This is a genomic window from Enterobacter chinensis (genome assembly GCF_034008295.1).
Taxonomy (GTDB): domain Bacteria; phylum Pseudomonadota; class Gammaproteobacteria; order Enterobacterales; family Enterobacteriaceae; genus Enterobacter; species Enterobacter chinensis.
In genome coordinates, this window is the sequence record NZ_JARDVI010000001.1 from 79947 (window position 1) to 104140 (window position 24194).

General features: G+C 49.4%; 23 protein-coding genes and 2 pseudogenes. 12 read left to right on the forward strand and 13 right to left on the reverse strand.

Annotated elements, in window-relative coordinates:
• Positions 1–118 precede the first annotated feature (118 nt).
• Positions 119–1342: a peptidase T gene (gene pepT, locus PYW49_RS00420; protein ID WP_320385318.1), complete on the forward strand. Its 1224-nt coding sequence runs from the start codon at positions 119–121 to the stop codon at positions 1340–1342.
• A gap of 51 nt (positions 1343–1393) precedes the next feature.
• A complete protein-coding gene (locus PYW49_RS00425) occupies positions 1394–1885 on the forward strand; it encodes an REP-associated tyrosine transposase (protein ID WP_320385319.1) in 492 nt (163 codons plus the stop codon).
• Between the two features lie 89 nt (positions 1886–1974).
• Here PYW49_RS00425 and PYW49_RS00430 read toward each other — a convergent pair whose 3' ends face one another.
• The 8 genes from PYW49_RS00430 to rluE form a co-directional block, all read right to left on the reverse strand.
• Positions 1975–3096: a ribosomal protein uL16 3-hydroxylase gene (locus PYW49_RS00430; protein ID WP_134349865.1), complete on the reverse strand. Its 1122-nt coding sequence runs from the start codon at positions 3094–3096 to the stop codon at positions 1975–1977.
• A gap of 91 nt (positions 3097–3187) precedes the next feature.
• Positions 3188–4651, reverse strand: coding sequence for a two-component system sensor histidine kinase PhoQ (phoQ, locus tag PYW49_RS00435; protein WP_320385320.1), 1464 nt, complete (start codon positions 4649–4651; stop codon positions 3188–3190).
• A complete protein-coding gene (gene phoP / locus PYW49_RS00440) occupies positions 4652–5323 on the reverse strand; it encodes a two-component system response regulator PhoP (protein WP_028019015.1) in 672 nt (223 codons plus the stop codon). It lies immediately after the preceding gene.
• A 123-nt stretch (positions 5324–5446) separates the two neighbouring features.
• Positions 5447–6817, reverse strand: coding sequence for an adenylosuccinate lyase (purB, locus tag PYW49_RS00445; protein ID WP_134349903.1), 1371 nt, complete (start codon positions 6815–6817; stop codon positions 5447–5449).
• Positions 6818–6836: 19 nt separating this feature from the next.
• Positions 6837–7466 (reverse strand): high frequency lysogenization protein HflD, encoded by a 630-nt coding sequence (gene hflD, locus PYW49_RS00450; protein WP_013097081.1) that lies wholly within the window; start codon positions 7464–7466, stop codon positions 6837–6839.
• Between the two features lie 27 nt (positions 7467–7493).
• On the reverse strand, positions 7494–8606 hold the full coding sequence (gene mnmA / locus PYW49_RS00455; protein WP_134349904.1) for a tRNA 2-thiouridine(34) synthase MnmA: 1113 nt from the start codon (positions 8604–8606) through the stop codon (positions 7494–7496).
• A 40-nt stretch (positions 8607–8646) separates the two neighbouring features.
• Positions 8647–9120 carry an NUDIX hydrolase gene (locus PYW49_RS00460; RefSeq protein ID WP_047348927.1) on the reverse strand — a complete coding sequence of 158 codons (474 nt, stop codon included), beginning with the start codon at positions 9118–9120 and terminating at the stop codon, positions 8647–8649.
• 9 nt (positions 9121–9129) lie between these two features.
• On the reverse strand, positions 9130–9783 hold the full coding sequence (gene rluE, locus PYW49_RS00465; protein WP_134349906.1) for a 23S rRNA pseudouridine(2457) synthase RluE: 654 nt from the start codon (positions 9781–9783) through the stop codon (positions 9130–9132).
• Between the two features lie 117 nt (positions 9784–9900).
• Between rluE and icd the strand changes: the two genes are divergently transcribed.
• Positions 9901–11151, forward strand: coding sequence for an NADP-dependent isocitrate dehydrogenase (gene icd, locus PYW49_RS00470; protein ID WP_032657958.1), 1251 nt, complete (start codon positions 9901–9903; stop codon positions 11149–11151).
• Positions 11152–11298: 147 nt separating this feature from the next.
• Here icd and PYW49_RS00475 read toward each other — a convergent pair whose 3' ends face one another.
• Together PYW49_RS00475 and PYW49_RS00480 are read right to left on the reverse strand one after the other, a co-directional pair.
• A complete protein-coding gene (locus PYW49_RS00475) occupies positions 11299–12252 on the reverse strand; it encodes a DNA adenine methylase (RefSeq protein WP_320385321.1) in 954 nt (317 codons plus the stop codon).
• Between the two features lie 41 nt (positions 12253–12293).
• Positions 12294–13859, reverse strand: a complete 1566-nt coding sequence (locus tag PYW49_RS00480) for a hypothetical protein (RefSeq protein ID WP_320385322.1) — start codon at positions 13857–13859, stop codon at positions 12294–12296.
• Positions 13860–14081: 222 nt separating this feature from the next.
• Here PYW49_RS00480 and PYW49_RS00485 point away from each other — a divergent pair, with 222 nt between their 5' ends.
• From PYW49_RS00485 to PYW49_RS00505, 5 genes and pseudogenes are all read left to right on the forward strand, one after another.
• Positions 14082–14315 (forward strand): class II holin family protein, encoded by a 234-nt coding sequence (locus tag PYW49_RS00485; RefSeq protein WP_407057598.1) that lies wholly within the window; start codon positions 14082–14084, stop codon positions 14313–14315.
• Positions 14288–14772 (forward strand): annotated as a pseudogene (locus PYW49_RS00490) (glycoside hydrolase family protein). The gene PYW49_RS00485 and the pseudogene PYW49_RS00490 overlap by 28 nt, the downstream one beginning before the upstream one ends.
• 89 nt (positions 14773–14861) lie before the next feature.
• Positions 14862–15350: pseudogene (locus tag PYW49_RS00495) on the forward strand (DUF2514 domain-containing protein).
• Between the two features lie 503 nt (positions 15351–15853).
• A complete protein-coding gene (locus PYW49_RS00500) occupies positions 15854–16201 on the forward strand; it encodes a DUF1304 domain-containing protein (protein ID WP_320385323.1) in 348 nt (115 codons plus the stop codon).
• Positions 16202–16275: 74 nt separating this feature from the next.
• Entirely contained in the window at positions 16276–16521 is a 246-nt protein-coding gene (locus PYW49_RS00505; RefSeq protein ID WP_320385324.1) for a DUF2543 family protein, read from the forward strand.
• Positions 16522–16811: 290 nt separating this feature from the next.
• Here the strand turns inward: PYW49_RS00505 and PYW49_RS00510 are convergent, their stop codons facing one another.
• Complete coding sequence (locus PYW49_RS00510) at positions 16812–18311, reverse strand: EAL domain-containing protein (RefSeq protein ID WP_320385325.1); 1500 nt, start codon at positions 18309–18311, stop codon at positions 16812–16814.
• 236 nt (positions 18312–18547) lie between these two features.
• On the opposite strand from PYW49_RS00510, the gene PYW49_RS00515 reads away from it, so the two are divergent.
• The 3 genes from PYW49_RS00515 (at position 18548) to PYW49_RS00525 (ending at position 22252) form a co-directional block, all read left to right on the forward strand.
• Positions 18548–20068 carry an EAL domain-containing protein gene (locus PYW49_RS00515; protein ID WP_320385326.1) on the forward strand — a complete coding sequence of 507 codons (1521 nt, stop codon included), beginning with the start codon at positions 18548–18550 and terminating at the stop codon, positions 20066–20068.
• A gap of 166 nt (positions 20069–20234) precedes the next feature.
• Positions 20235–21719, forward strand: coding sequence for a sensor domain-containing diguanylate cyclase (locus PYW49_RS00520; RefSeq protein WP_407057595.1), 1485 nt, complete (start codon positions 20235–20237; stop codon positions 21717–21719).
• Positions 21720–22003: 284 nt separating this feature from the next.
• Positions 22004–22252: a GlsB/YeaQ/YmgE family stress response membrane protein gene (locus PYW49_RS00525; protein WP_047348918.1), complete on the forward strand. Its 249-nt coding sequence runs from the start codon at positions 22004–22006 to the stop codon at positions 22250–22252.
• A 131-nt stretch (positions 22253–22383) separates the two neighbouring features.
• Here PYW49_RS00525 and PYW49_RS00530 read toward each other — a convergent pair whose 3' ends face one another.
• Positions 22384–22482 (reverse strand): YoaK family small membrane protein, encoded by a 99-nt coding sequence (locus PYW49_RS00530; protein ID WP_014883431.1) that lies wholly within the window; start codon positions 22480–22482, stop codon positions 22384–22386.
• Positions 22483–22527: 45 nt separating this feature from the next.
• Positions 22528–23556, reverse strand: coding sequence for a sensor domain-containing diguanylate cyclase (locus tag PYW49_RS00535; protein ID WP_320385833.1), 1029 nt, complete (start codon positions 23554–23556; stop codon positions 22528–22530).
• A 309-nt stretch (positions 23557–23865) separates the two neighbouring features.
• Here PYW49_RS00535 and PYW49_RS00540 point away from each other — a divergent pair, with 309 nt between their 5' ends.
• Positions 23866–24120, forward strand: a complete 255-nt coding sequence (locus PYW49_RS00540) for a putative hemolysin (RefSeq protein ID WP_134349911.1) — start codon at positions 23866–23868, stop codon at positions 24118–24120.
• Positions 24121–24194 lie beyond the last annotated feature (74 nt).

The window sequence follows — 24194 nt, forward strand, 5'->3', positions numbered from 1 at the left end:
CTTACGTATAACGATATAAACGGAAAATATTCTCGTTTGCGGGATAAAAGTGACCTGACGCAATATTTGCGTTTTGATGCTTATTGATAATGTTGTCACAAAAAGTGAGGGTGACTGCATGGATAAATTACTTGAGCGTTTTTTACAGTACGTTTCGCTGGATACCCAATCTAAGCCGGGTGTTCGCCAGGTGCCGAGCACCGAAGGCCAGTGGAAGCTATTAAACCTGCTTAAAGAGCAGCTTGACGCCATGGGGCTGGTCAACGTCACGTTAAGCGAGAAAGGCACTGTGATGGGAACGCTGCCGGCGAATGTCCAGGGTGACATTCCCGCGATTGGCTTTATCTCCCATGTCGACACCTCTCCGGATTTTAGCGGGAAACATGTGAACCCGCAGATTGTTGAAAACTACCGCGGTGGTGACATTGCGCTGGGCATTGGCGACGAAGTGCTCTCTCCCGTCATGTTCCCGGTTCTGCACCAGCTGCTGGGCCAGACGCTGATTACCACCGACGGTAAAACGCTGCTGGGCGCGGATGACAAGGCGGGCATCGCGGAGATCATGACGGCGCTGGCGGTGCTGAAGGGCAAAAATATTCCACATGGGGATATCCGCGTGGCCTTCACGCCGGACGAAGAGGTCGGCAAGGGCGCGAAGCACTTCGACGTGGAAGCCTTCAACGCGCAGTGGGCCTATACCGTCGACGGCGGCGGTGTCGGTGAGCTGGAGTATGAAAATTTCAATGCCGCATCCGTCACGATCAAAATTGTCGGCAACAACGTTCACCCCGGTTCGGCTAAAGGCGTCATGGTGAATGCGCTGTCACTGGCGTCGCGAATTCACGCGGAAGTCCCGGTGGAAGAGAGCCCTGAACAGACCGAAGGGTATGAAGGTTTCTATCACCTGACCAGTATCAAAGGCACCGTGGACAGCGCGCAGATGCACTACATCATCCGCGATTTCGACCGAAAAGCCTTTGAGGCGCGCAAGCGCAAGATGATGGAAATTGCGAAGAAGGTGGGCAAAGGCTTACATCCTGATTGCTATATTGAGCTGATCATCGAAGACAGCTATTACAATATGCGTGAGAAGGTGATGGCCCATCCGCATATTCTTGATATCGCCCAGCAGGCCATGCGCGACTGCGACATTGAACCGGTATTAAAACCGATTCGCGGTGGTACCGACGGCTCGCAGCTTTCATTCATGGGGTTACCGTGCCCGAACCTGTTTACCGGGGGATATAACTACCATGGTAAACATGAGTTCGTGACGCTGGAAGGGATGGAGAAAGCGGTGAAGGTGATCGTGCGGATTGCGGAGTTAACTGCGAAGCGGTAAGACATTGCCCGGTAAGCGAAGTGCCACCGGGCACAAAGGCAAGGAGCGCCCATGTCAAACTATCGTCGCCACTACGTTCCCGGCGGCACCTGGTTTTTTACCGTTAACCTGCAAAACCGTCAGAGCGATTTGCTCACCCGTCATATCGATAGCCTCCGTGCCGCGACTGCCGCAGTTAAACGTGCAAAGCCTTTTACAATAAACGCCTGGGTTATCCTTCCTGAGCATATGCACTGTATCTGGACCTTACCGGAAGGAGACAGTGATTTTTCCGCCCGCTGGCGGGACATCAAAAAGACATTTAGCCGCAACATCGACATGCGCCATATATGGCAGCCACGCTTCTGGGAGCACACCGTCCGTAATGAAGAGGACTACCGTCGGCATGTGGATTACATTTACATCAATCCGGTGAAACATGGCTATGTCAGTAAGGTCAGCGACTGGCCGTTTTCGACATTCCATCGGGACGTACGGGAAGAATTGTATCCGGTGGATTGGGCCGGAGAGATCGAGGATTTTGCGGCGGGTGAGCGGAAGTAAAAAGCCGGGTGGCGGCTTCGCCTTACCCGGCTTACAAAACCAGTGAACGTAGGCCCGGTAAGCGAAGCGCCACCGGGCATTAAAGCGACTCAGTCCTCAAAGAACCAGTACCCGCTATTGACCAGCGCGGCCAGCATTGCGAGGAAGGACGGGTCTTCCAGCGCATCGCCAAAGGTTTCGGCAGTCAACGTCAGATGGCTGGCAATCGCTTCCAGCGCCGGACGGTGCGGGGAATCCAGTTTCTCGCCGTTGACGAACACCTCCTCACCAATACGCAGCACGCGCAACCCGCCCAGACGCACCAGCTTATCGCCCTGCTGAAGGGCATCATAGATCTCGTCGGCCTGATAAGGCGGCTCTGGCGGTGCAACGTCCAGCTCATGACGCGACTGGCTGATAAACTCACCAAACCACTGTCGGAAATGTTCCGGTTCGTTGATCAGATCCAGCATCATGCCGCGCAGCTTATCCAGCTCTGCGGGCAGGATATCGGCCGGATGCTCGCGCGCAGGCACGTCCGGATCGCTGTAACGATAGCTGCCCAGCTCGCGCTGCAGAACATAGTCGGCAAATCCGCTGATCATCTCGCGGCCGCTTGGCGCGCGGAACCCAACGGAGTAGTTGAGCGAATTTTCCAGGGAGTAACCTTCGTGAGGGAATCCCGGCGGAATGTAGAGAATATCGCCCGGCTCCAGCTCTTCATCGATAATTCCTTCAAAGGGATCAACCTGAAGCAGGTCCGGATGCGGGCAGTGCTGTTTCATTGGCACTTTCTCGCCCACGCGCCAGCGGCGGCGGCCCGTACCCTGAATGATAAACACGTCGTACTGGTCCAGATGCGGGCCCACGCCGCCACCCGGCACGGAGAAGGAGATCATCAGATCGTCCATTCGCCAGTCGGGCAGGGCGCGGAACGGGCGCATTAAGGCGGCAGTTGGCTCGTGCCAGTGGTTGACCGCCTGCACCAGCAGCGACCAGTTGTTTTCACCGAGGTGATCGTAGCTTTCGAAAGGACCGTGGCTGACCTGCCATTTGCCGTCCTGGTGGCTGACCAGACGGCTGTCGACTTCGTTTTCCATGGCCAGACCGGCCAGTTCGTCAGGCGAGATAGGGTCGACAAAATTGCTGAACCCGCGTTTCAGAACCACCGGGCGCTTTTGCCAGTAACGTTCAATAAACTCGGGCCAGTTGAGTGTTAAGTGATAATCCATATTTTTTTATTCCGCAGGCTCTTACTGACTCGGATTATAACGGAAGCTCAGCCCCCCGGCTGCGAGATCCTCGCATTTTTCACATAAGGGGTTAACTATCGTTCGATGTGGGCTGCTGACGACCAAAAATAACCTCCATTCTGGCGCCGCCCAGCAAACTTTCGCTGGTTTCGATTTTTCCGTCGTACTGGTCGACAACCTCCCGGGCGACGGCTAATCCAACGCCCTGACCGGGACGCAATGTATCGGCGCGTTGACCACGATCGAACACTACATCACGTTTATTGCGTGGGATCCCCGGGCCATCATCCTCAACGATAATATGCAGTTCGGTATCCGTCTGGCGTGCAGACACTTCTACGAACTCCAGGCAGTATTTGCAGGCGTTATCCAGCAGGTTACCCATCACCTCCATGAAATCATTTTTTTCACCTACAAAGCTTATCTCAGGCGAGATATCGAGGCTGATATTCACCCCTTTACGCTGATACACCTTGTTGAGGGCGGACGTGAGGTTATCCAGAATCGGTGCCACCGGATGCAGTTCGCGGCTTAGCAGCGCGCTTCCTGAACGCATACTGGCGCGGTGCAAATAATAGCCAATTTGTTGTGAAATACGGCTGATCTGTTCCAGCATCACCGGCTCGGCATCATCGACGCTCAGCTTTGAGCTGCGCATTGAACGCAGGGTGCTCTGCATGACGGCCAGCGGGGTTTTCAGGCTGTGAGTAAGGTCGGTAAGGGTAGTACGGTATTTATCATAGCGTTCGCGTTCACTTTTCAGCAGCCGGTTGAGGTTGCGCACCAGGCTGGTGAGTTCACGAGTGGTTTCCGGATTAAGCTTCTCACGATGATGTTCCTCCAGCTCCCGAACCTCTTTCGCCAGTGATTCAATAGGGCGTAAGCTCCACCACGCCGCTACCCACAGCAGTGGGATCACCAGCAGCAGATTCGCAGCCAGAACGTAAATGAACCAGCTCCAGACCATATAAGAACGCTTCAGCTCGACCGGAATGGTGTCGATCACCACGATGGTCAGCTGCGGCATGTTCAGTGTCGCCGGATAGAGGTTAATCGCAACGGAGTGCGTCATTTCCGTTTCGGCATCATCAGTGCGGATCTCGTTCAGCTTTTGCTGCAGGGAGCGATCTTCACGGATCAGCGAGCTGGTGGTGTTGAGATCCGCTTCAATTTCATGAAACCCATTGGTTTTGAGCCATTCCGGACGAATGCTTTTGACCAGCCACGGGATTTCACGCTGGGCCCAAAGTAACTTACCCTTTTCGTCATAAATCAGGGCCAGCGTGGGGCTCTGCTGGTTGAGGTTTTCCGGCATTTCGACGGTGATTCTGTTGTTTTCCCACTTCGCCAGGGTATAAAACAAATTGCTTTCGCCACGCAACAGTCGAAAGGTGGTTTTATCAAAACTGACGCTGTAGCCCACCAGAGCGACCATGCCGTAGGAGAGCGACAGCACCAGTACCACGGCGGCCGTTGCCAGTAAAAAACGCACCCGCAGCGACAGGGGCAAAATATGGCGCAAAATCCGTCTCATTTAGCGTAATTCGAACAGGTAGCCCTGGCCACGGACGGTGGTAATCACATCCTGTGGATACTGCGCCTGAATTTTTTTACGCAAACGTCCCATCAGCACATCAATGGTATGGCTCTCGCGCAGTTCGGCGTCAGGGTAGAGCTGGAGCATTAAGGAATCTTTGCTCACCACCTTGCCATTGTTACGGATCAGCGTTTCCATGATGGTGTATTCGAAGGCGGTGAGCTTGATCACTTCATCATTGATTGCTAACTCCCGGCGGGAGAGATCAACCTGGAAAGGCGGGATGGAAATAACCTGTGAAGCCAGCCCGCTGTTGCGGCGTAACAGCGCCTGCATGCGCGCCGCCACTTCTTCAATATGAAACGGCTTGGTGACGTAATCATCTGCACCCGCGCTGAGCACTTCGACCTTATCCTGCCAGCCTTCACGTGCGGTCAGAACCAGAACCGGCAGGGAAACATCATGGCTGCGCCAGCGACGAATTAACGACAGGCCATCTTCATCAGGCAACCCTAAATCGACAATGGCGATATCCGGCAGATGTTCATTGAGATAATAATCGGCTTCTTTTGCATCTTCAGCATCGTCCACCTGATGTCCCATCTCCTGAAGCTGAACCTTCAGGTGATGGCGTAGCAATGCGTTATCCTCAACAACCAGTACGCGCATCATCTTTTCTCCCAGAATTAATAGTATGAATAGTTTAACGCTGATTATGTTGCTGTGGGGATAAACATTGAGTAAACCGGGGAAAAGCAACCCCCTTTCCGGGCGGAAAGGGGGGAGGGGACATTACTTCAGCTCGTCGACCATGGTGATGGCGCGGCCAATGTAGTTCGCCGGCGTCATCGCTTTCAGACGCGTTTTCTCTTCTTCTGGCAGGGCCAGACCGTCGATAAACTGCTTCATCCCTTCGGCGTCAACGCGTTTGCCGCGGGTCAGCTCTTTCAGTTTTTCATACGGTTTTTCGATACCGTAACGACGCATTACGGTCTGAATCGGCTCCGCCAGGACTTCCCAGTTATGATCCAGCTCGTCCAGCAGACGATCGCGGTTCACTTCCAGTTTGCTCACGCCTTTCAGAGTGGACTGGTAAGCGATTAGCGCGTAGCCGATGCCCACGCCCAGGTTACGCAGTACGGTGGAGTCAGTCAGGTCGCGCTGCCAGCGGGATACCGGCAGTTTGCTTGCCATATGCTGCAACACGGCATTCGCCAGACCCAGGTTGCCTTCGGAGTTTTCGAAGTCGATCGGGTTCACTTTGTGCGGCATGGTGGAAGAGCCGATTTCACCGGCGATGGTTTTCTGTTTGAAGTGGTTCAGCGCGACGTAGCCCCACACGTCACGATCGAAGTCGATCAGAATGGTGTTGAAGCGGGCGATGCAGTCAAACAGCTCCGCAATATAATCATGCGGCTCAATCTGGGTGGTGTACGGGTTCCACTGAATACCCAGAGAGGTCACGAACTCTTCGCTGAACTGGTGCCAGTCGACTTCCGGATACGCGGCGATGTGGGCGTTATAGTTACCGACCGCTCCGTTGATTTTGCCGAGGATCTCGACCTGCTCCAGTTGACGGTACTGGCGCTCCATACGGTACGCCACGTTCGCCATCTCTTTACCCATCGTGGATGGGGTGGCTGGCTGACCGTGGGTACGGGAGAGCAGTGGGATATCGCGGTATTCCACGGACAGCGCTTTCACCGCGTCGATGATTTTACGCCAGTAAGGCAGCACCACATCTTTGCGTGCGGTGGAGAGCATCAGGGCGTGCGAGAGGTTGTTGATGTCTTCAGAGGTACAGGCGAAATGAATGAACTCAGACACCGCATGCAGCGCAGGAACGCTTTCCACTTTCTCTTTCAGGAAGTACTCAACCGCTTTCACGTCGTGGTTGGTGGTGCGTTCAATGGTTTTAATGCGTGCGGCGTCTTGTTCGCTAAACTCAGCAACGATTTTATCAAGGTAATCGTTTGCCTTTTCGTCAAAAGCAGGAACTTCCTTGATTGCTGCCTGGGCGGCCAGCTTTTGCAGCCAGCGTACTTCAACCTGAACACGGAACTTCAGCAAACCATATTCGCTGAAGATCCCGCGCAGCGCGCTGACTTTATCGCCGTAGCGTCCATCGACAGGGGATACGGCGGTCAGTGAGGATAATTCCATAATTCGCAACTCCGGGAGGTTAACAATGAGCAAGAATTTGTTTTGCCTGAGTGGTCAGGCGATTACGAGAAAACATTAACTGCAGGCGGCCACCGCCAACCTGGTGCCACAGCACGGCGGCGCGGATCCCTGCCAGCAGGGAAGCGCGCACTTTTGCCTGTACCTGTGGGCTTTGCAACACCGCAGGGGAGCCGGTGACCTGAATACGCGGGCCCAGCGGGCTGATGACATCAACATAAATGCCGGCCATGGCGCTCAGCAGCGTTTCGGACTGCAGGTCAAAATGGTCGAGCTGACGCTGTAACCCGGCAATGCGATCGCCCAGGGTATTGAGCGCGCCTTTTGCTGCGCTCAGCTTACGCTCCAGCACCATCAGGCTCAACGTGTAGCGGGTCAGCTCTGCGTTTAACCCCTGACGGCTGCTGGCGTTAAGCACGCCAAGCAGGGTTTCAAGACCGAGACGAAGATTGGTTTCACTGCCGCCGAACACACCCAGGGTCGAGCCGGGGTTGAGGTCGATAACGCTGTTGAGTGAAACGTGCAGGGCATCAGCGTCGCAATGACCCTGATGTGCCAGCTGTTGCACCAGACGGGCTGACTGGCAAATTCCTGCCAGTGCCAGGGTGATGTCATAGTAGTTCTTCGCCACACGGTCTCCTTTATGTGTGCAATCGTGTTAAACAGCGGTCAGCGGTAGGCGCTGTTCAATGATCCCGCCGCCCAGGCAGATTTCACCGCTGTAGAAGACAGCAGACTGACCCGGGGTGACGGCGGCGACCGGCTCGTCGAAACGCACGTCAATGCGATCGTCATTGAGCGCGGTAATGGTGCAAGGAATATCGGTCTGACGGTAGCGTGTTTTCACCGTGCAGCGCAGCGTGCCTTTTAGCGGCTCACGATCGACCCAGTGCAACTGTTGCGCGATAAGGCCAACGGACATCAGACGCGGATGGTCATGACCCTGAGCAACAACCAGAATATTGTTTTCGACATCTTTGTCGACAACGTACCATGGATCTTCGCTACCTTCTTTGGTCCCGCCGATACCCAGGCCTTTACGCTGACCTAAGGTGTGGTACATCAGTCCCTGATGCTGGCCAATCTCTTCACCGTCGACGGTAACAATTTTACCCGGCTGTGCAGGCAGGTAACGACCCAGGAAATCGCGGAATTTGCGCTCGCCGATGAAGCAGATGCCGGTAGAGTCTTTTTTCTTCGCGGTGATCAGGTCCAGCTCTTCGGCGATTTTACGCACCTGCGGCTTTTCCAGCTCGCCGACCGGGAACAGGCTCTGGGCGATTTGCTCGTGGCTCAGCGTATAGAGGAAGTAGCTTTGATCTTTGTTGCCGTCCAGGCCGCGCAGCAGCTGGCTTTTGCCATTCACATCTGCACGACGCACGTAGTGGCCGGTCGCAATATAGTCTGCGCCCAGATCTTCCGCGGCGAATTCCAGGAAGGCTTTAAATTTGATCTCTTTGTTGCACAGAATATCCGGGTTTGGAGTGCGTCCCGCTTTGTACTCTTCGAGGAACAGTTCAAAAACGTTGTCCCAGTATTCTGCGGCAAAGTTAACGGTGTGCAGTTCAATGCCGAGCTTATCGCACACGGCCTGCGCGTCGGCGAGATCCGCTGCGGCCGTGCAATATTCCTCGCCATCATCTTCCTCCCAGTTCTTCATGAACAGGCCCTCCACCTTATAGCCCTGTTGCTGTAACAGGTAGGCGGAAACGGAGGAATCGACACCGCCGGACATGCCGACGATTACTTTTTTCTGGCTGTTATCTGACATGGAATACTCACGACATTGAACTTCAAGGCGGCGTATTCTATCACGCCCCCCCACCGTTGACACCCTCTGTAAACGGCCAGTTAAATGCGCCGATAACATCCAGCGGCAAGCGCCCGGCAGACTGCCAGCAGCGAATGCTTTCCGCAACCAGCGGCGAGCGCAGGTTTGGCGCGTTCAGGATCTCGTCGGCGGTGACCCACAGACAGCGGTCGATATCGTCATCCTGCGGCGCTGTGGCGCACGTTTCGCTAAGCTCAACGGCAAATAAAAAACGCAGGAACGGCGTGCTATCAGGCGCGATCCACTGGTGCATACGGATGAAGTGCTGAGGCTCAGCGTGAATGCCGGTCTCTTCCCACAGCTCGCGTTTCGCAGCCTGCAGCAGGGTCTCGTTGGCTTCAAGGTGCCCGGCAGGCTGATTCCACAGCGCTTTGCCATTTATGCTCTCTTCAACCACAAGGAATTTACCCTGGGCGTGGACCACGCAGGCTACCGTGACATGAGGTTTAAACATAGTGACTCCTTAAACGGTAACGTCTCGCCATTCACCGTTGGCAAGCGTTTCCAGGGTGTAGCTGCCCATAGCGTAGCGAATCAGACGCAGAGTAGGGAAGCCGACGTGTGCGGTCATGCGCCGAACCTGACGGTTGCGGCCTTCATAAAGGGTGATTTTGAGCCAGCTTGTAGGAATAGATTTGCGTTCGCGGATGGGCGGGTTGCGCGGCCACAGCCACTCCGGTTCATTCACGCGTTCAATACCTGCCGGCAGGGTTGGGCCATCATTCAACGTGACGCCGCTGCGTAATGTCGCCAGCGTCGCCTCATCCGGCTCGCCTTCCACCTGGACGAAGTAAATTTTGCCTGTACGTTTCCCGGGCTGCGTGAGCTTCGCCTGCAACGCGCCGTCGTTGGTTAAGACCAGAAGGCCTTCGCTGTCGCGGTCCAGACGCCCGGCCGCGTAGACTCCCTGCACAGGAATGTAGTCCTTTAGCGTGCTGCGCCCGGCTTCATCGGTGAACTGCGGCAAAACATCGTAGGGTTTATTGAACAGAATAACCCGCTTTGGCTGGGTTTCCTGTGGTCTTCTGGCGGGTTGTCGCGAGCTGAATCGCTCAACCCGGTGTTTTGTAAAAGAAGTTTTCTTCATGGTATTTTCAGGCGTTATCAATTGCCGCATTATAGCCTAATAACGAAGACCTTTCATGGCGCAGGACAATCAGGTACTATCGAAGGGCTCATTACAATTTATTAACATAAGATCAGTAACAACCAGAAGCGCTCGAAGGAGAGGTTAATGGAAAGCAAAGTAGTTGTTCCGGCGGAAGGTAAAAAGATCACCCTGCAAAACGGCAAGATTAACGTTCCTCACAATCCGATTATCCCGTTCATCGAAGGTGACGGTATCGGTGTAGACGTTACCCCGGCAATGCTGAAAGTGGTTGATGCCGCTGTTGAGAAAGCCTACAAAGGCGAGCGTAAAATTTCCTGGATGGAAATTTACACCGGTGAGAAATCTACTCAAGTTTATGGCCAGGACGTCTGGCTGCCAGCAGAAACGCTGGACCTGATCCGTGACTACCGCGTTGCTATTAAAGGCCCACTGACGACGCCAGTTGGCGGCGGTATCCGTTCCCTGAACGTGGCACTGCGTCAGGAGCTGGACCTGTACGTGTGTCTGCGTCCAGTTCGTTACTATCAGGGCACCCCAAGCCCGGTTAAGCACCCTGAACTGACCGATATGGTTATCTTCCGTGAAAACTCAGAAGACATCTACGCAGGTATCGAATGGAAAGCTGACTCTGCTGACGCAGAAAAAGTGATTAAATTCCTGCGCGAAGAGATGGGTGTGAAGAAAATTCGCTTCCCTGAGCATTGCGGTATCGGCATTAAGCCGTGCTCCGAAGACGGAACCAAGCGTCTGGTGCGTGCGGCCATCGAATATGCAATCACCAACGACCGTGACTCTGTGACCCTGGTTCACAAAGGCAACATCATGAAGTTCACCGAAGGCGCGTTCAAAGACTGGGGTTACCAGTTGGCGAAAGAAGAGTTCGGCGGTGAGCTGATCGACGGTGGCCCATGGCAGAAGATTAAGAACCCGAACACCGGCAAAGAGATCATCATTAAAGATGTGATCGCCGATGCGTTCCTGCAGCAGATCCTGCTGCGTCCTGCAGAATACGACGTGATTGCCTGTATGAACCTGAACGGTGACTACATCTCTGACGCCCTGGCAGCTCAGGTTGGCGGTATCGGTATCGCCCCAGGCGCGAACATCGGTGACGAGTGCGCCCTGTTCGAAGCGACCCACGGTACTGCACCAAAATACGCAGGTCAGGACAAAGTGAACCCAGGCTCTATCATCCTGTCCGCAGAGATGATGCTGCGCCATATGGAATGGTTCGAAGCCGCAGACCTGATCGTTAAAGGTATGGAAGGCGCGATCAACGCGAAAACCGTAACTTACGATTTCGAACGTCTGATGGAAGGCGCTAAACTGCTGAAATGTTCAGAGTTTGGCGACGCGATTATCGCGAACATGTAATCCAGATTCTGGGTTAAACGAGAACGGGAGCCTGAGGGTTCCCGTTTTTATTATTAGTTTTGGAATGGTTGTCAAATATCATTCCTGAATGAAAAGGTCCTTTGTGTTGCGGATAATTTTAACGGCCTCGATTACTTATCACTGAAGTTATCCTAAGGATTGATTATAAGGCATCGTGTCAGTATTTTCTAAATTCTGCAAATTAGGTTGGCGGGAATTTGCTGATGCTATTAGCAATTCTCTTCCAACTCTTGCTTTGTTAATGGCGTATGATAACTCAATGATATTCATCCCCGAAGACGAATATAATCGATGTATTAATGGGTGGTCATCGTACGATAATAACCAATGAGCTTTACTTCGCATTATTTTTTTAGCAAAGCGTGCGTGATCAGTTTCCGAAAAACAGAAGTTGCTGTATATATTTTTTCCTTCTTGAACATAAGGTGGATCAGCATAGATGAATTCATCTTCAGTTCTTCGATGTAATAATTTACAGGCGTCATGCTCAGTAACTTTTATTTTCTTTGCATGTTTTGATATAATTTCAATCCGTTTTATCAGCGCGTCTTTATTAAAGCGACAGTCAATTGTATATTTATCATGTGATTGACACCGTCCTCCAATTGGACCAGCATGTAACATGCCAGACCGATTCGTTCGGTTCAGGAAAAATGCAGAAAATCCTTTCTCTAGGTCGGTATGAACTTGTCGTGAAAAATATATATTTCTCCAATGATGCCAAGATTCAAGGTTGACAGGTTCTGATTCAATGAGGGCAACTAATGAATCAGGATCCTTAATAAGAGATCGCCAAAAAGCAGCAATACATGGGTTTAAGTCATTTAAAATTAACTTATCTATTAGTCCGGAAATAAGTAAAGGCAAAGTTCCACCAGCACCGCCACAGAATGGCTCTACTAAAGTACAGCCATCAAGTTTGTTGGTAACGATGAATAACGCCATAAATCTTGAAAGTTTAGCCTTACCGCCAGGATACCTCATAGGTGAAATATCCTGTGGAATGTGAGGTATTCCCAGACTATCCCCGATGGCCTTTTTTTTCAATAAATTCAATTGGTTAAAGTCGTAAGTTAACATTCAAGAATACCTCAAGCTTTTCATCATTATGATTATACATACTACTGGGCTTGATGGCCACTGATAATCTTGGGTAAAAAGTAATCCATTAACGACTGTAATTTAACCTGTACATGGATAACTTCTTGTAAAGTAAGGGCATGTTGATCGCTATGAGTTACCAGGTTTGATATCAATTTTCCTGATTCTTTGTAGCTATTCAAATCAGAACGAATGAGTTTATAAACGTTATTATCTTCTTCATCTGGGAATATATTCTTAATATTATTTGAAAAGAAGCTCAATAAACTATCTAGCTCTAAATAGTTATGCTTTGAATCTCTCTTATAATTTTGATGCTGTGAAGAACATTTTATAATATATGACAAAACAACCTGAATAAGTGTTCTGCTCAACAGGATTGCGCTATGTTTATGTTTGTTTATATTCACTGTTTTTGATTCAAGAACAAGCTCATCTATTTTTGCATGAATGTAAATAAATGGAGTTGATTTTTTTAGCAGTGATAGGTGTTGTTTCTTTTTTTGTACAGGTCTTATTTGAGGTTCTGGTGCAACAGAGTACTGTTCTTGATCATCAGTATCTTGTCCGACTGTGTCATCAACATTTTCTGCTTCGATATCACTATCGTTTAAATCGAATGTTGCATCCTCATCTTCATTCTCATCTTCTATAACCTTATCCTCTACAGAAGAAAATTGATTAATAATCAATTTCAGTTCTTTTAGATATTCATCTATTTTTTTGTCATCTTCCTGTCGTGTCGACAGTTTCTTCGTGAAGTTCGCATCCCTAGCTAATTTTGCAAGAATGTGATTATAAGCACTTTGACCAATTTTCCTAACTACTATTTCACCTTGTTTATTAAGGTTGATATTGGCAATCTCAGATTTAAAATCTTGGCGTTGTATTAATCTAAAAATTGCCTCGGTCCTGATATTGTCAATGTCATTTACTAAGCGTTCCTTTTCCTCTTGTGATAATGTTGGCAGTTCTAAAATTTGATCGGTAAGTCGAGTGAATAATATTACTCCACGTATCCTTGACATTGATACGCTATTATTGATAGAAGATCGAAGCTTAATGATATCATCGAATTCAGATAATAAATCTATATAGTATGCTCCCTGAGTATAGACACTCCATCGCTTTATTGATTCTTTGGTATGTTTTGATGCGATGTAAGTTCTAGCTGCTGAGCGGTTACTTAATTCTACAAGATGTAATTTTTTGATGGTTTCCACAGCGGCATTGTAATTAGGATGTCGCTCAATCTTAGTAATTAGGTTAGAAAATGTAGTGCCTTTAAGTAAATTAGGTTTTTTTATTATTTTACAGGCAGTTAACCTTCTGTTCCCTTCTACAATTATTCTTTTGTTAGAGGCGTTTTCGTCTGGTATAGCATACAGGATTTCATCAGGATAAAACCCGTTAGATAATATTGAGTTTATTAACTCTTTAATTCCATAACGAGCCATCATTAGCGTGATGATTTCTTTTTCAGTCTGTAATTTCCCTTGCTTTTTATAACCTAGGAGGCGCGGATTGCTCGTGTCCAATTGCAACGTAGATAAGGCTTTTGTAGTCAAATTGATTTTGCCAAACATATCGATCCTTAACAGTTTTGCTGGTGTAAAGGTTGATTTTACAAAATCACTACCGCGTACGCAAAAACTATCTTAAGTTGCTATAAGAGACATCTGCGACATACCACTTGAGCAACTATTTTGTGCCCTTACCAACCAAATTCTGGTTTTAACGCGGCCTGAGGCAGTTTTTTATTTCTTCTAATACACACTCGCATGCAGCGAAGCGAAAGGATGTGTTGAATAGACAAAATAACTGCTGACAATTGCTACGGTGCCTCGGAAGGTAGTGCCATTTACTGGTTCAGAAGGATTCTTGACGGTTACTCTCTCGAACAGTGGACAGCTATGGGGGTGATAGCTAGTTTAGTGATCGGCTTACTTACTTTTCTAACCAATCTTTACTTCGAAATCAAAGCAAAACGTCGAAGAGTTGCGCGAGGTATAGGATATCCAATGCAGAAGGGCAGGTGCTAATCGCGTTTGTAGCATTTGCGCCACTTATTTTCGACCTGTTCATCAGCGAGAAAGAAGGTAATGCACTGGTGGCAGTTGTTAATCCGGATTGGGTGTGATCTTTATGACGAGGAGTGACTGCCATCGATAGTAAGTCTGTTGTTGAAGGGATGACGGCTAGAGCTGAACAATGTCGAAAAGTTAACACTATGAAACGTGATAAGACAATGGCCTGGGCTGGTCGCAATATTCAAGTACCTCTGACGGAGACTCAGAAGGTAGGCATTGCACTCATCTGTCCGTAAAACATCGGCCCCGGTAAATTCTTTCCTTCACATTCTACAAGCTCATCAATGCAGATGACCGCAAAGGGGCATGCGAAGCAATCCGCTGATGGATTAAGGACGGTGGTCGGAATTCCCGTCTCATTAAAGGTCAGACGAATGATTGTTATGGTCAGGTGGAGAGACGGGATTAGATGAGCGTGCTGGTGTGCAGGGGATTAGACCAGTGTTCAGAGTATTTGTTAAGGCCTAGTGGAAAACTGCCACAGTCTCAGCTCTTCTTATTACTTCATTCGTTGCGTGGAGTGTATGGGAGGTACGAGCATGGGAAAAAAAGGATGGATCGTGATAATGAAGACTCTTCTCAGATTAAAAACACCCAATCGGGTGCCCGTATGATTGAACATGGGCGAGTAATCGCTCTTGATGAGGTATTGACTATGCACAAGCACTGGTTGCAAATGCGGCGGCGAATGTTGCTGGCTTGTCTGCCACAGTTACCCAGCTACGTACCGAAGCAATAAAACTTGCCACCCGATTGGATGCTGCAAAACAAGCTTCAGCTCTAGTAGCTGCCGTCGGAAGCAAAACAAGCAGCGCTGACGTCGCAAAACTCGCCGACATACTGAGAATTATTGCGTATGAAGCTAGATATTAAGCTGGGTGACCTGATGAAAACTACCGGCTAGGAATGACCTGTGAAAGGATGCATGACCGGGTCAGAGAGTCAGGCTGGTCAGCTATCTACGGTAAGGGACAATGCAGTGATTAACCTGATTGAGGAAAATAAATGCATTTAGCATCATTAGTAATTGATTGGGCCTCCAGGTAGGGTAGCCTGCCACGTAATCAAGATATAGCCATTTTAATGCTCACGTCGAATCGCTCAAAGAGTGTTAACCACCATAGGTCGGGAAATTGCCATTTTAAAACTGAATATCAACCATCTTGCGAAGATAACCTATGTATACCATCCTAATGGTCGCCGCAAGACTGGAAAAATGTCGAATCAGTTCCTGATGAAAGCATCATTTATGGTTTTTTAACCGAAAAATCAATGCACCATGATGGGCATTAATGAAATAATATTGCATGGTATGGAATAGTTTGAAGCCGGAGACCTGATCGTTAAAGGTTTGGAGGCAGCTAATTTGCTGAAATTTTGAAAGTTTGGCGACGCGATTATCGCGAACATGTAATCCAGATTCTGGGTTAAACCGTAACGGGAGCCTGAGGGTTCCCGTTTTTTTTGCCTCAGCCTGCGGGGACAACACGATGTTAGCCACGGTACTTATCACTGTTGTTGCGTTAATTCATCTCTATATTCTTGTGCTGGAAATGTTCCTGTGGAACACAAAAACCGGGCACAAGGCCTTTAATCTGCGTCCCGACTTTGCGCGTGACACCCGCGTGCTGGCCGCAAATCAGGGGCTGTATAACGGTTTTCTGGCGGCAGGTCTGCTCTGGAGCCTTTGGCTCGGTGAAAAGGGGGTTCAGGTGTCCATCTTCTTTCTGGCCTGCGTGTTAATAGCCGGTGTATTTGGTGCAGTAACCGCCAGCCGAAAAATTTTGTATGTGCAGGCCATGCCCGCTCTCGCAGCGCTGCTTGCGTTGCTCATCTGAAGCAATGCTTTGGTTGAGGTAAGGCGTCCGATATACTCATGACTTTACCCATACAGGTTAGAGACGAGACTGTGATGAACAACGATATCCCACTGAAATATTATGACATTGCCGATGAATACGCGACGGAAGCTGCAGAGCAGGTCGGAGAGTCAGAGCGCGACGCGCTGGCACACTATTTCCAGCTGCTGCTCACCCGTTTAGCGAATAATGAGGAGATCAGTGAGGAAGCCCAGCAAGAGATGGCCACTGAGGCCGGGATCCGTGCGGGTCGCATTGATGATGTTGCGAATTTCCTCAATCAGTGGGGAAATGAATAGCCTGCCTCAAAAACCATTATGCTGATGCTTTGCGATACAGCTCAGCATCACGCTATCGGACCACATGCATTTTTTCCGCAGAATATGTGAAGCGGGGGCGTCGATAAACAGCGCGAAAATAACGGTCAGACAAAAGAGTACCACTGGGAATAGTAAGGATAATTTCACGTTTTTAACCAAAATAAGAGTGTGCTTCGGGGTAATCTACCGTCTGATTGTGACGACTATATGTTTTTACGTAAAAAATGGAAACGCCCAGGCAGAAAAAACACGAGCACGCCGGGTTATGGTTACGGTGCGACACCGGTGAGTCGCTTCGCCAGCTCACTCCGGGTGAGTGCTTTTGAAAAATACCATCCCTGAATCAGCGCATCGGGATATCTGCTCGCAATAAAGCGATATTGAATTTCATTTTCCACCCCCTCGAAAACAAGCGTTTTATTCAATTTTGCGAGGGCATCGCTAAAGATTGCAAAGATGTTTTGCTTATAATGCTCGCTGATACCGTCCACCAGCGACTTATCGATTTTGATTTCATCATATTCAAGCAGTGACAGGCGGGCGAGGTTCGAATTTTGCACGCCAAAATCATCTATTGATATTTTAACGCCGAGCGATTTGAGTTCCTGACAGAATTCCTCGAGGATATCTGCCGTGGAAACGGCTTTCTCAGAAAGTTCGACCTTCATCAGGGAAAGAGGAAGGTGATTGACTAAACATTCACGACGCAAAATGTTAATGAACTGCCCATCTTCAATTTCCTTTCGCCCAACATTAATTGAGACTACCATCTGATGTTTAATCGCCAGCGGGGCAATTTCTGCAAGGGATTTTCCGATAATATTGCCATAATATTTTTTATACAGACCGATCTTCTTAATTAATGGGATAAACAGCTCCGGAGAGACGTCACCGTGTTTTTGATCGCGCCATCTCGACAGAACTTCTACACCTACGATTTTTTGATCGTGAATGCGGATAATGGGCTGGTAGTTAACGCTGATGGTATTCGTTATGACGGCTTTAATCAGCGTGCGTTCCAGAGAGAAACGATCTTCATAGATACGGAAGATAAATAACGTTATCGCGACCCAGATAAAATAGAGAATGACCGTGAGAAACGTAAAGATAAACGGGGGTAACGAGGCCAGTCCTGCGTCGTGATGCTTCACGATGACGCACAGGTCCCAGAAGGCGCTGCACTGCGTCAGAGTAAGGGTAAACAACGCCGAATGCAGCCAGCTCTGCTGTTTTAACTCAGGGGTGGTCGAAAAAAAGACTCTGCCGAAGTCTTTGGTGGTGGCACTCAGAGAATAGCTTGCGGTAACCGGGGTGAATTTATCGTAAGCATAGCGGGAGGTGAAGATAATAATATTATTATAAACAGCCGCATTACCTGTGAAAAAATCTTTTCTGGAAAACTGCGCCAGGAGAAAGCCTCTCGGCGTTTTATGCAGTTCTGCAGGAAGCGCAACGGGCGTGGCAAGTTTCCCCCAAAACGCAGTACAGACTATTTTTCCCTTCTCGATAAAACCGATATCGTCGAAATAATGGTTATTAAGCGTTAGCTGTCTGTAGCTATCAAGGCTGGCTTTATCACATCCCTGCGTAGTAATGCTTTTGAGTGCCAGCGCCACGCTTTGGGACAGGTCTTCTGAATAATGTAAAAGGGTATGGGATATTTCTAGCTGTTTGCTCTTCTGCTGAGCCACGATAACAGCATTGACTGCATAAAGAGACAGGATGACCAGAAGCGTTGAAACAATAGCAACGGCAATGAGTTTTTTCATTTCCCGGTTATCCTGTTCGCTCCCTGATTTCACAAATCTTAACACAGCCAGGGCAAGGTACAAGCCTGATAGTCACGGCAGGTGAGCACATTCAGACAGACTAACTCATACGAAAGCATCAGTTTTTTAAGACAAATCTCAGCTAAGCTTTTTTCATTGCTATAAACAACGCCGGGTTAGCCACAGCCGCTTCTTCCAGATCCTCCATGCTTGTTTTTTCTATTAAGGAAAACATCGTGCGCAACGTGATGATCCCCATTCTCAGTGCCCTTTTTCTCTTTCTGAGCGGCATCCTGATTATTAACTGGCAGTTATGGCAGATGGCGAAAGCTAATAATATTCACACCGCCACGGCAAGCACCCAAAAAATAGAAAATATTCTTGCTGAAGCCACCAGTGCGGCCAACACGGCGAAGCGCGTTGCGGCTCAAGGGTGTACCAGTAGCGGACAGCTGGCGCTGGGGACAGAAGCAGCGCTAAAACCGCATCTGCGCGCCATCATGATCCAGCAGCAGGGTAAAATCATCTGTACTTCTCTTCCAGGGAATGGCGTATTAATTATTCATCCGGAGACGTTACCTGACGAAAAATTGATGCTGTTACCCGGCAATCGACTGGTGAACGGTATTCCGGTACTCATATTCCAGATGCCCATTGTGGGAGGGCGCGTCATTGTCAGCGTTAGTGACGCACATTTGCAGGACGTTATTGCGAACGCATCCAACAGCGTTGACCTGAGGTTAGTTGTTGGCGAAAGAATGCTTGTGCGCAACGGCGATGTCACCGGCTGGAAAGCTGCTTCGTGGACAGGGTCGCTAACGGCATCACCGCATTTCCCCTTTAGTCTGGCCTGGCAGCCTCCTGCCTTTTTTAGCCTGACGCGGCTGCTGCACCAGGGATGGAGTCTGATACTGCTTATTCTCGCGTTATCCGTGACGGTGGGCATTTTGATCCACCGTTACAAGGGGAAAAGTACCTCATTTGAAGACGATCTGCGTAAGGCCATTTTGCAAGGGGAGATCGTTCCTTATTACCAGCCGATCGTGAACGGTGATACCGGCGGGTTGTATGGCGTTGAAGTACTGGCAAGATGGAAGCATCCAGGATTAGGCTTTATCCCGCCGGATGTCTTTATTCCGATTGCCGAACGTAGCGGTTTAATTATTCCGCTGACCAAAGGGTTGATGGCGAAAGTAGTGACTCAGCTTAAGCCGCTTTTGCCTAAGTTACCGGATGGGTTTCATATCGGGGTGAACATCAGCGCCAGACACATCAATGCACCTTCTTTCATTGGTGACTGCCACGTCTTCGGAAAAGGGTTTCAGGGTAAAGAAGTTAAACTGGTTCTTGAAGTGACCGAACGTGAACCGTTAATCGATAATCCTCATCTGGTGGAAAACCTCAACACGCTTCATAACGCTGGTTTTGTCATTGCGCTGGATGATTTTGGTACGGGCTATTCCGGGCTGTCGTGCCTTAATACGCTTGCCATTGACTATATTAAAATCGATAAGAGCTTTGTGAGCCGGGTTTCAGAGGAGAAGGATTCAACGATCCTGCTGGACTGTGTCATAGACCTGGCGAAAAAACTTTCGTTGCACATTGTAGCGGAAGGCGTAGAAACGAAGGAGCAGCTGGAGTATCTCAACCGTAATGAGATTACCCTGTTGCAGGGTTATTATTTTGGTAAACCCGTTTCCTATATAGACTTTATTAAAGTCATTTTATCCAAACCCAGGGAGACCGTAACTCTGTAAAACTTTTGCCTGTGCAGAGGGCCTGGAATAGTGCCGGTCGCCAGGCGGTGAAAAACGAAATAAAGACGAGCCTGTGTTGTATGCTTAAGTGCAATTCATTTTCCTCTTATCCTGAGCTTTGTTACAGTGGCAAGAGTTGTCAGCCAGGGATGTCAGGCGTGATAAGGTGGAAAAGCTCGTGCATGTGAAAAATACTTTTTACACAACAACCATTACCGTCATCATTGTCTCATTGATCATCTCTCTGTCGCTTGCCGTCCAAATTGCCACGTCGAGACAGCAGTCAATCCAGCAAATTAATACCAGCGTCGCTAACCTGAGCCATACCCTTGATGTCTACACTGAGGGGATCATGCGCCAGAGTGAAATGTTAATTACTACCGTTTCCGACATAATCGAAATTTATGGCATGACGCCGCAGCAGGCGACCAATATTCAGCGGGTGATAAATAATCAGGATAACCTACTTACCCAGATTAATAATGTGGTTGTTTACGATGCTCAGGGCGATATCTTTACCGCATTGCACGAAACTTTTACCGGTCCCCGCAAAGGCTCGGACAGAGAGTTTTTTATCTATCACAAGGAAAATAAAAGTCAGCAGATTTTTATTGGTGAGCCCGTGGTCAGCAGAACCAATGGTAAATGGGTTATCACCATTAGCCGGCGCCTTGAAACCCACACCGGGGCCTTTAATGGTGTTGTTGTGGTGACGCTGGGTATCGAAAATTTTCTCGCGCTCTACGGGCAGATTAATATCGGTCATTCGGGTGTGATTGGCTTAACGACGCAATCAGGCGTGTTGCTGGTCCGCTATCCTTTTAAAAATACCTATATCGGCACGATTGTTTCTGATTCACCTCTTTTCAGAAAATACCTCAAGGTACAAAATACTGGGATAGCCAGTTCCGTCTCCCGGTTTGACAAAATCGAGCGCATTTATGCCTATGAGAAAAACAAACGCTACGGACTGGTCACCACCGTGGCCGTCAGTATTGATGAAGCCCTCTCATCCTGGCGCAAGCAGGCGATTCAGCTTGCGGTTCTCATTTTCGTGTTCACGGCGATACTCATTGTCGCGTCATACTTCCTGTATTCCGACTTATCCAGAAAAACAAGGGATAACAAGGCGCTGAAGATTATCGCTTCTGAGGATGCACTGACCGGGTTGTACAACCGTCGCATCTTTGATGAAAAAATTCTCTCGGAAATCGCTCTGTGTGCCGCACATGACGCGCCGATTTCGATGCTGATTGTGGATGTGGACTACTTCAAGAAATACAACGATAACTACGGCCATCCTGAAGGGGACCGGTGTCTGGCAATGCTCGGAAACAGTCTCAGGGAGAGTCTTACCCGTGATAATCAAATAGTGGCGCGATATGGTGGGGAGGAGTTTGCGCTGATATTACCTGACACGGATATTCAGGAGGCGCTTCGCCTGGCTCAAACGATTATTCGCAATGTATTCTCGCTGCAAATTGCACATGCTTTCAGCCCCTTCGGACGGGTGACGGTTAGCGTCGGGATTTCCACAGCACGTGCGGTCGACATCGCGGGCAGCCAGCAGAATATTATTATTGCTGCTGACCAGGCGCTCTACCAGGCAAAACGCGCCGGGCGCAACCGATACGCTTTTGTCGGGGTGTGATTGGAAAAAAAAGCCCACTCGAAAATGGGCAAGAAATACTGGAAGCAATGTGAGCAATGTCGTACTGAATACCTGAGTGTTTCTCTCAACTATTCAGTGTTGAGAAAGATAATCTTTCTCAACAAAAGATGCAACCCCACAGTTTATGTGCCGCGTTCTTTTTGTTGATGAATAATTGCGCACTCTCTCGTTGTGATGCTTATCACAAATTTCCTTTCTCAAATCCTGTGCTATTCTTTTTGTGTCGTTGATTTAATGACAAAAACCATACAGAGAGGAAAGTTATGGGAATTTTATCCTGGATTATCTTTGGGCTTATTGCGGGTATTCTGGCGAAGTGGATCATGCCGGGCAAAGATGGCGGTGGGTTTATCGTCACCGTAATACTGGGTGTTGTCGGCGCGGTAGTCGGCGGCTGGATCAGCACACTGTTCGGTTTTGGCAAGGTCGATGGCTTTAACTTCGGCAGTTTCGCCGTCGCGGTGATCGGTGCGCTGGTTGTTCTGTTTATCTACAGAAAGATCAAAAGCTAAGGCTTAAAAGCGTTGAAAAAGGCTGCCAGATGGCGGCCTTTTTACGTAATGCGGGTTCACCACCATCCAAGCTGCGTGCCGGCAAACGCCGCGATGGCAACGATCAGCATAATGAGGGTCGTTTTTCTCATTTATGCCCCTGGAGCCGCGTAACCACCGACAAAAAACCATGCTAAAAAAACCACCGCCGTTATAAAAATAACGACCGGGAAGAGGATCCCTATTCTCATACCATCACCTGTTTCGGTTTCTATCATGCCGTAGAGTGTACGGGGTTAATCCATGGTGAGAAAGCGTGTTTTGCTTTTTCCTTTCTTATCCTGATACATCGCGATATCTGCGGTGCGTAACGCCGTGTCCGGATCGGTTACGCCTGGGTCCACTTCGATAACGCCAAGACTGGCACCGGGATAGATGAGATTGACGCTGCCCAGCCAGTATTCACCGGCAATGCAGGCGCTGAGGCGCGTTCTGAGCAGTGCTCCCTGCGCCTTATCCCCTTCACTGTGGGACTGGCTCAGCGAAGCCACCAGAAACTCATCACCGCCCAGCCGGCCAATGATATCGTCCTGCTGTTTTTCTTCCGTCAAACGCTTGCCGACTTCAATCAGGAACCGATCGCCCGCTTCGTGGCCATAACGATCGTTAATCAGTTTGAAATCATCCAGGTCGATAAACGCGATGATGGCGTTACGCTTAAGATGCCGCGCCAGAGAAAACAGGGTCGTCAGATCTTCAAACAGGGCGCGACGGTTGGGTAACCCCGTCAGGGCATCGGTATAAGAGTGCGCAATGAGGGCCGCATTGGCTTCACGAAGCTGGGTAACCAGCGACTCTTTCTGGATGTACTGGCCAATCAAACCGGCGAATAATCTCAGCACCTGCTCACCGCGATCGCTGAGCGGTTTCCTGGCCGTGCTGGTGGCACAGAGCGTCCCGTAGAGCGAACCATCGGCAAGATGCACGGGGATGCTCATGTAGGTGGTAATGCCAAGCGCTTTTGCGGCTTCACACTCGGGCCAACGTTCGGGCACGTCGTTACTGAACAGCGTGTCGCTATCCAGCGCGCGCTTGCAAAGCGTTTCATCCCACGGAACGCTCAACCCCTCGGGGATCTCCATCTGCTTACTGTTGCGTGCATAGAGAATATGCTGCAGCCGGGCTTTGATATCGACTTTAGTGAGGTAAGTCGACTCCATGTCGGTCACTATCTCCAGCATCTCCAGCAGCTGACGAACGAGACTTTCAAGGGATTGTTCAGTGGCGAGGGTTTCTGAAACACGGGCAAGGATAATATCCGACATGACGTAGAGTGACTCCCAGGCAGAAGACGTCTGCATCTGCATGTTATGCTGAGTTTTTAGACTTCGGGCATAGTAAAACATGAATATAGGAAATTTAATATATGCAGGGTGAGGGCAGCGAGCGAGAAAAAAGGCCCCGTTGTTGAGACCGGGGCAAAGACATCTTGATTACGGAATGATGTTCTCTGGTCATATCGAGAACATGCCACACTGTAGTGATGAAAAGTGCAGTTAAAATGGAGAAATCATGGAGAAAGCGGCGGTGACCCGTTACCCTTAGTCTGTAATGATGTCAAAAGGATCAAAGAGATGAGATTTATGCTTCTGGCGCTGGCTTTCCCCTTAGTCGCCTGCACTACAAAAGCAACGCCACCTGATGCGCCGAAACCGCCACACGTTATCGGTATGGCAAACCCGGCTTCCGTTTACTGCCTGGAGAAAGGCGGGGAACAGATTCCGGTTCAAAGCCCGCAGGGCGTCCGTACCGAGTGCAAATTACCGGGTGGTGAAGTGATCGATGAATGGACGCTCTATCGTCGCGATCATCCGCAACCCACCAGGTGACAAAGTAATATTGTCTGCGATACACTTCTCTTTAGGATTATTCTTAGCCAGTTCCTGGCTACCGTTATCGTGAG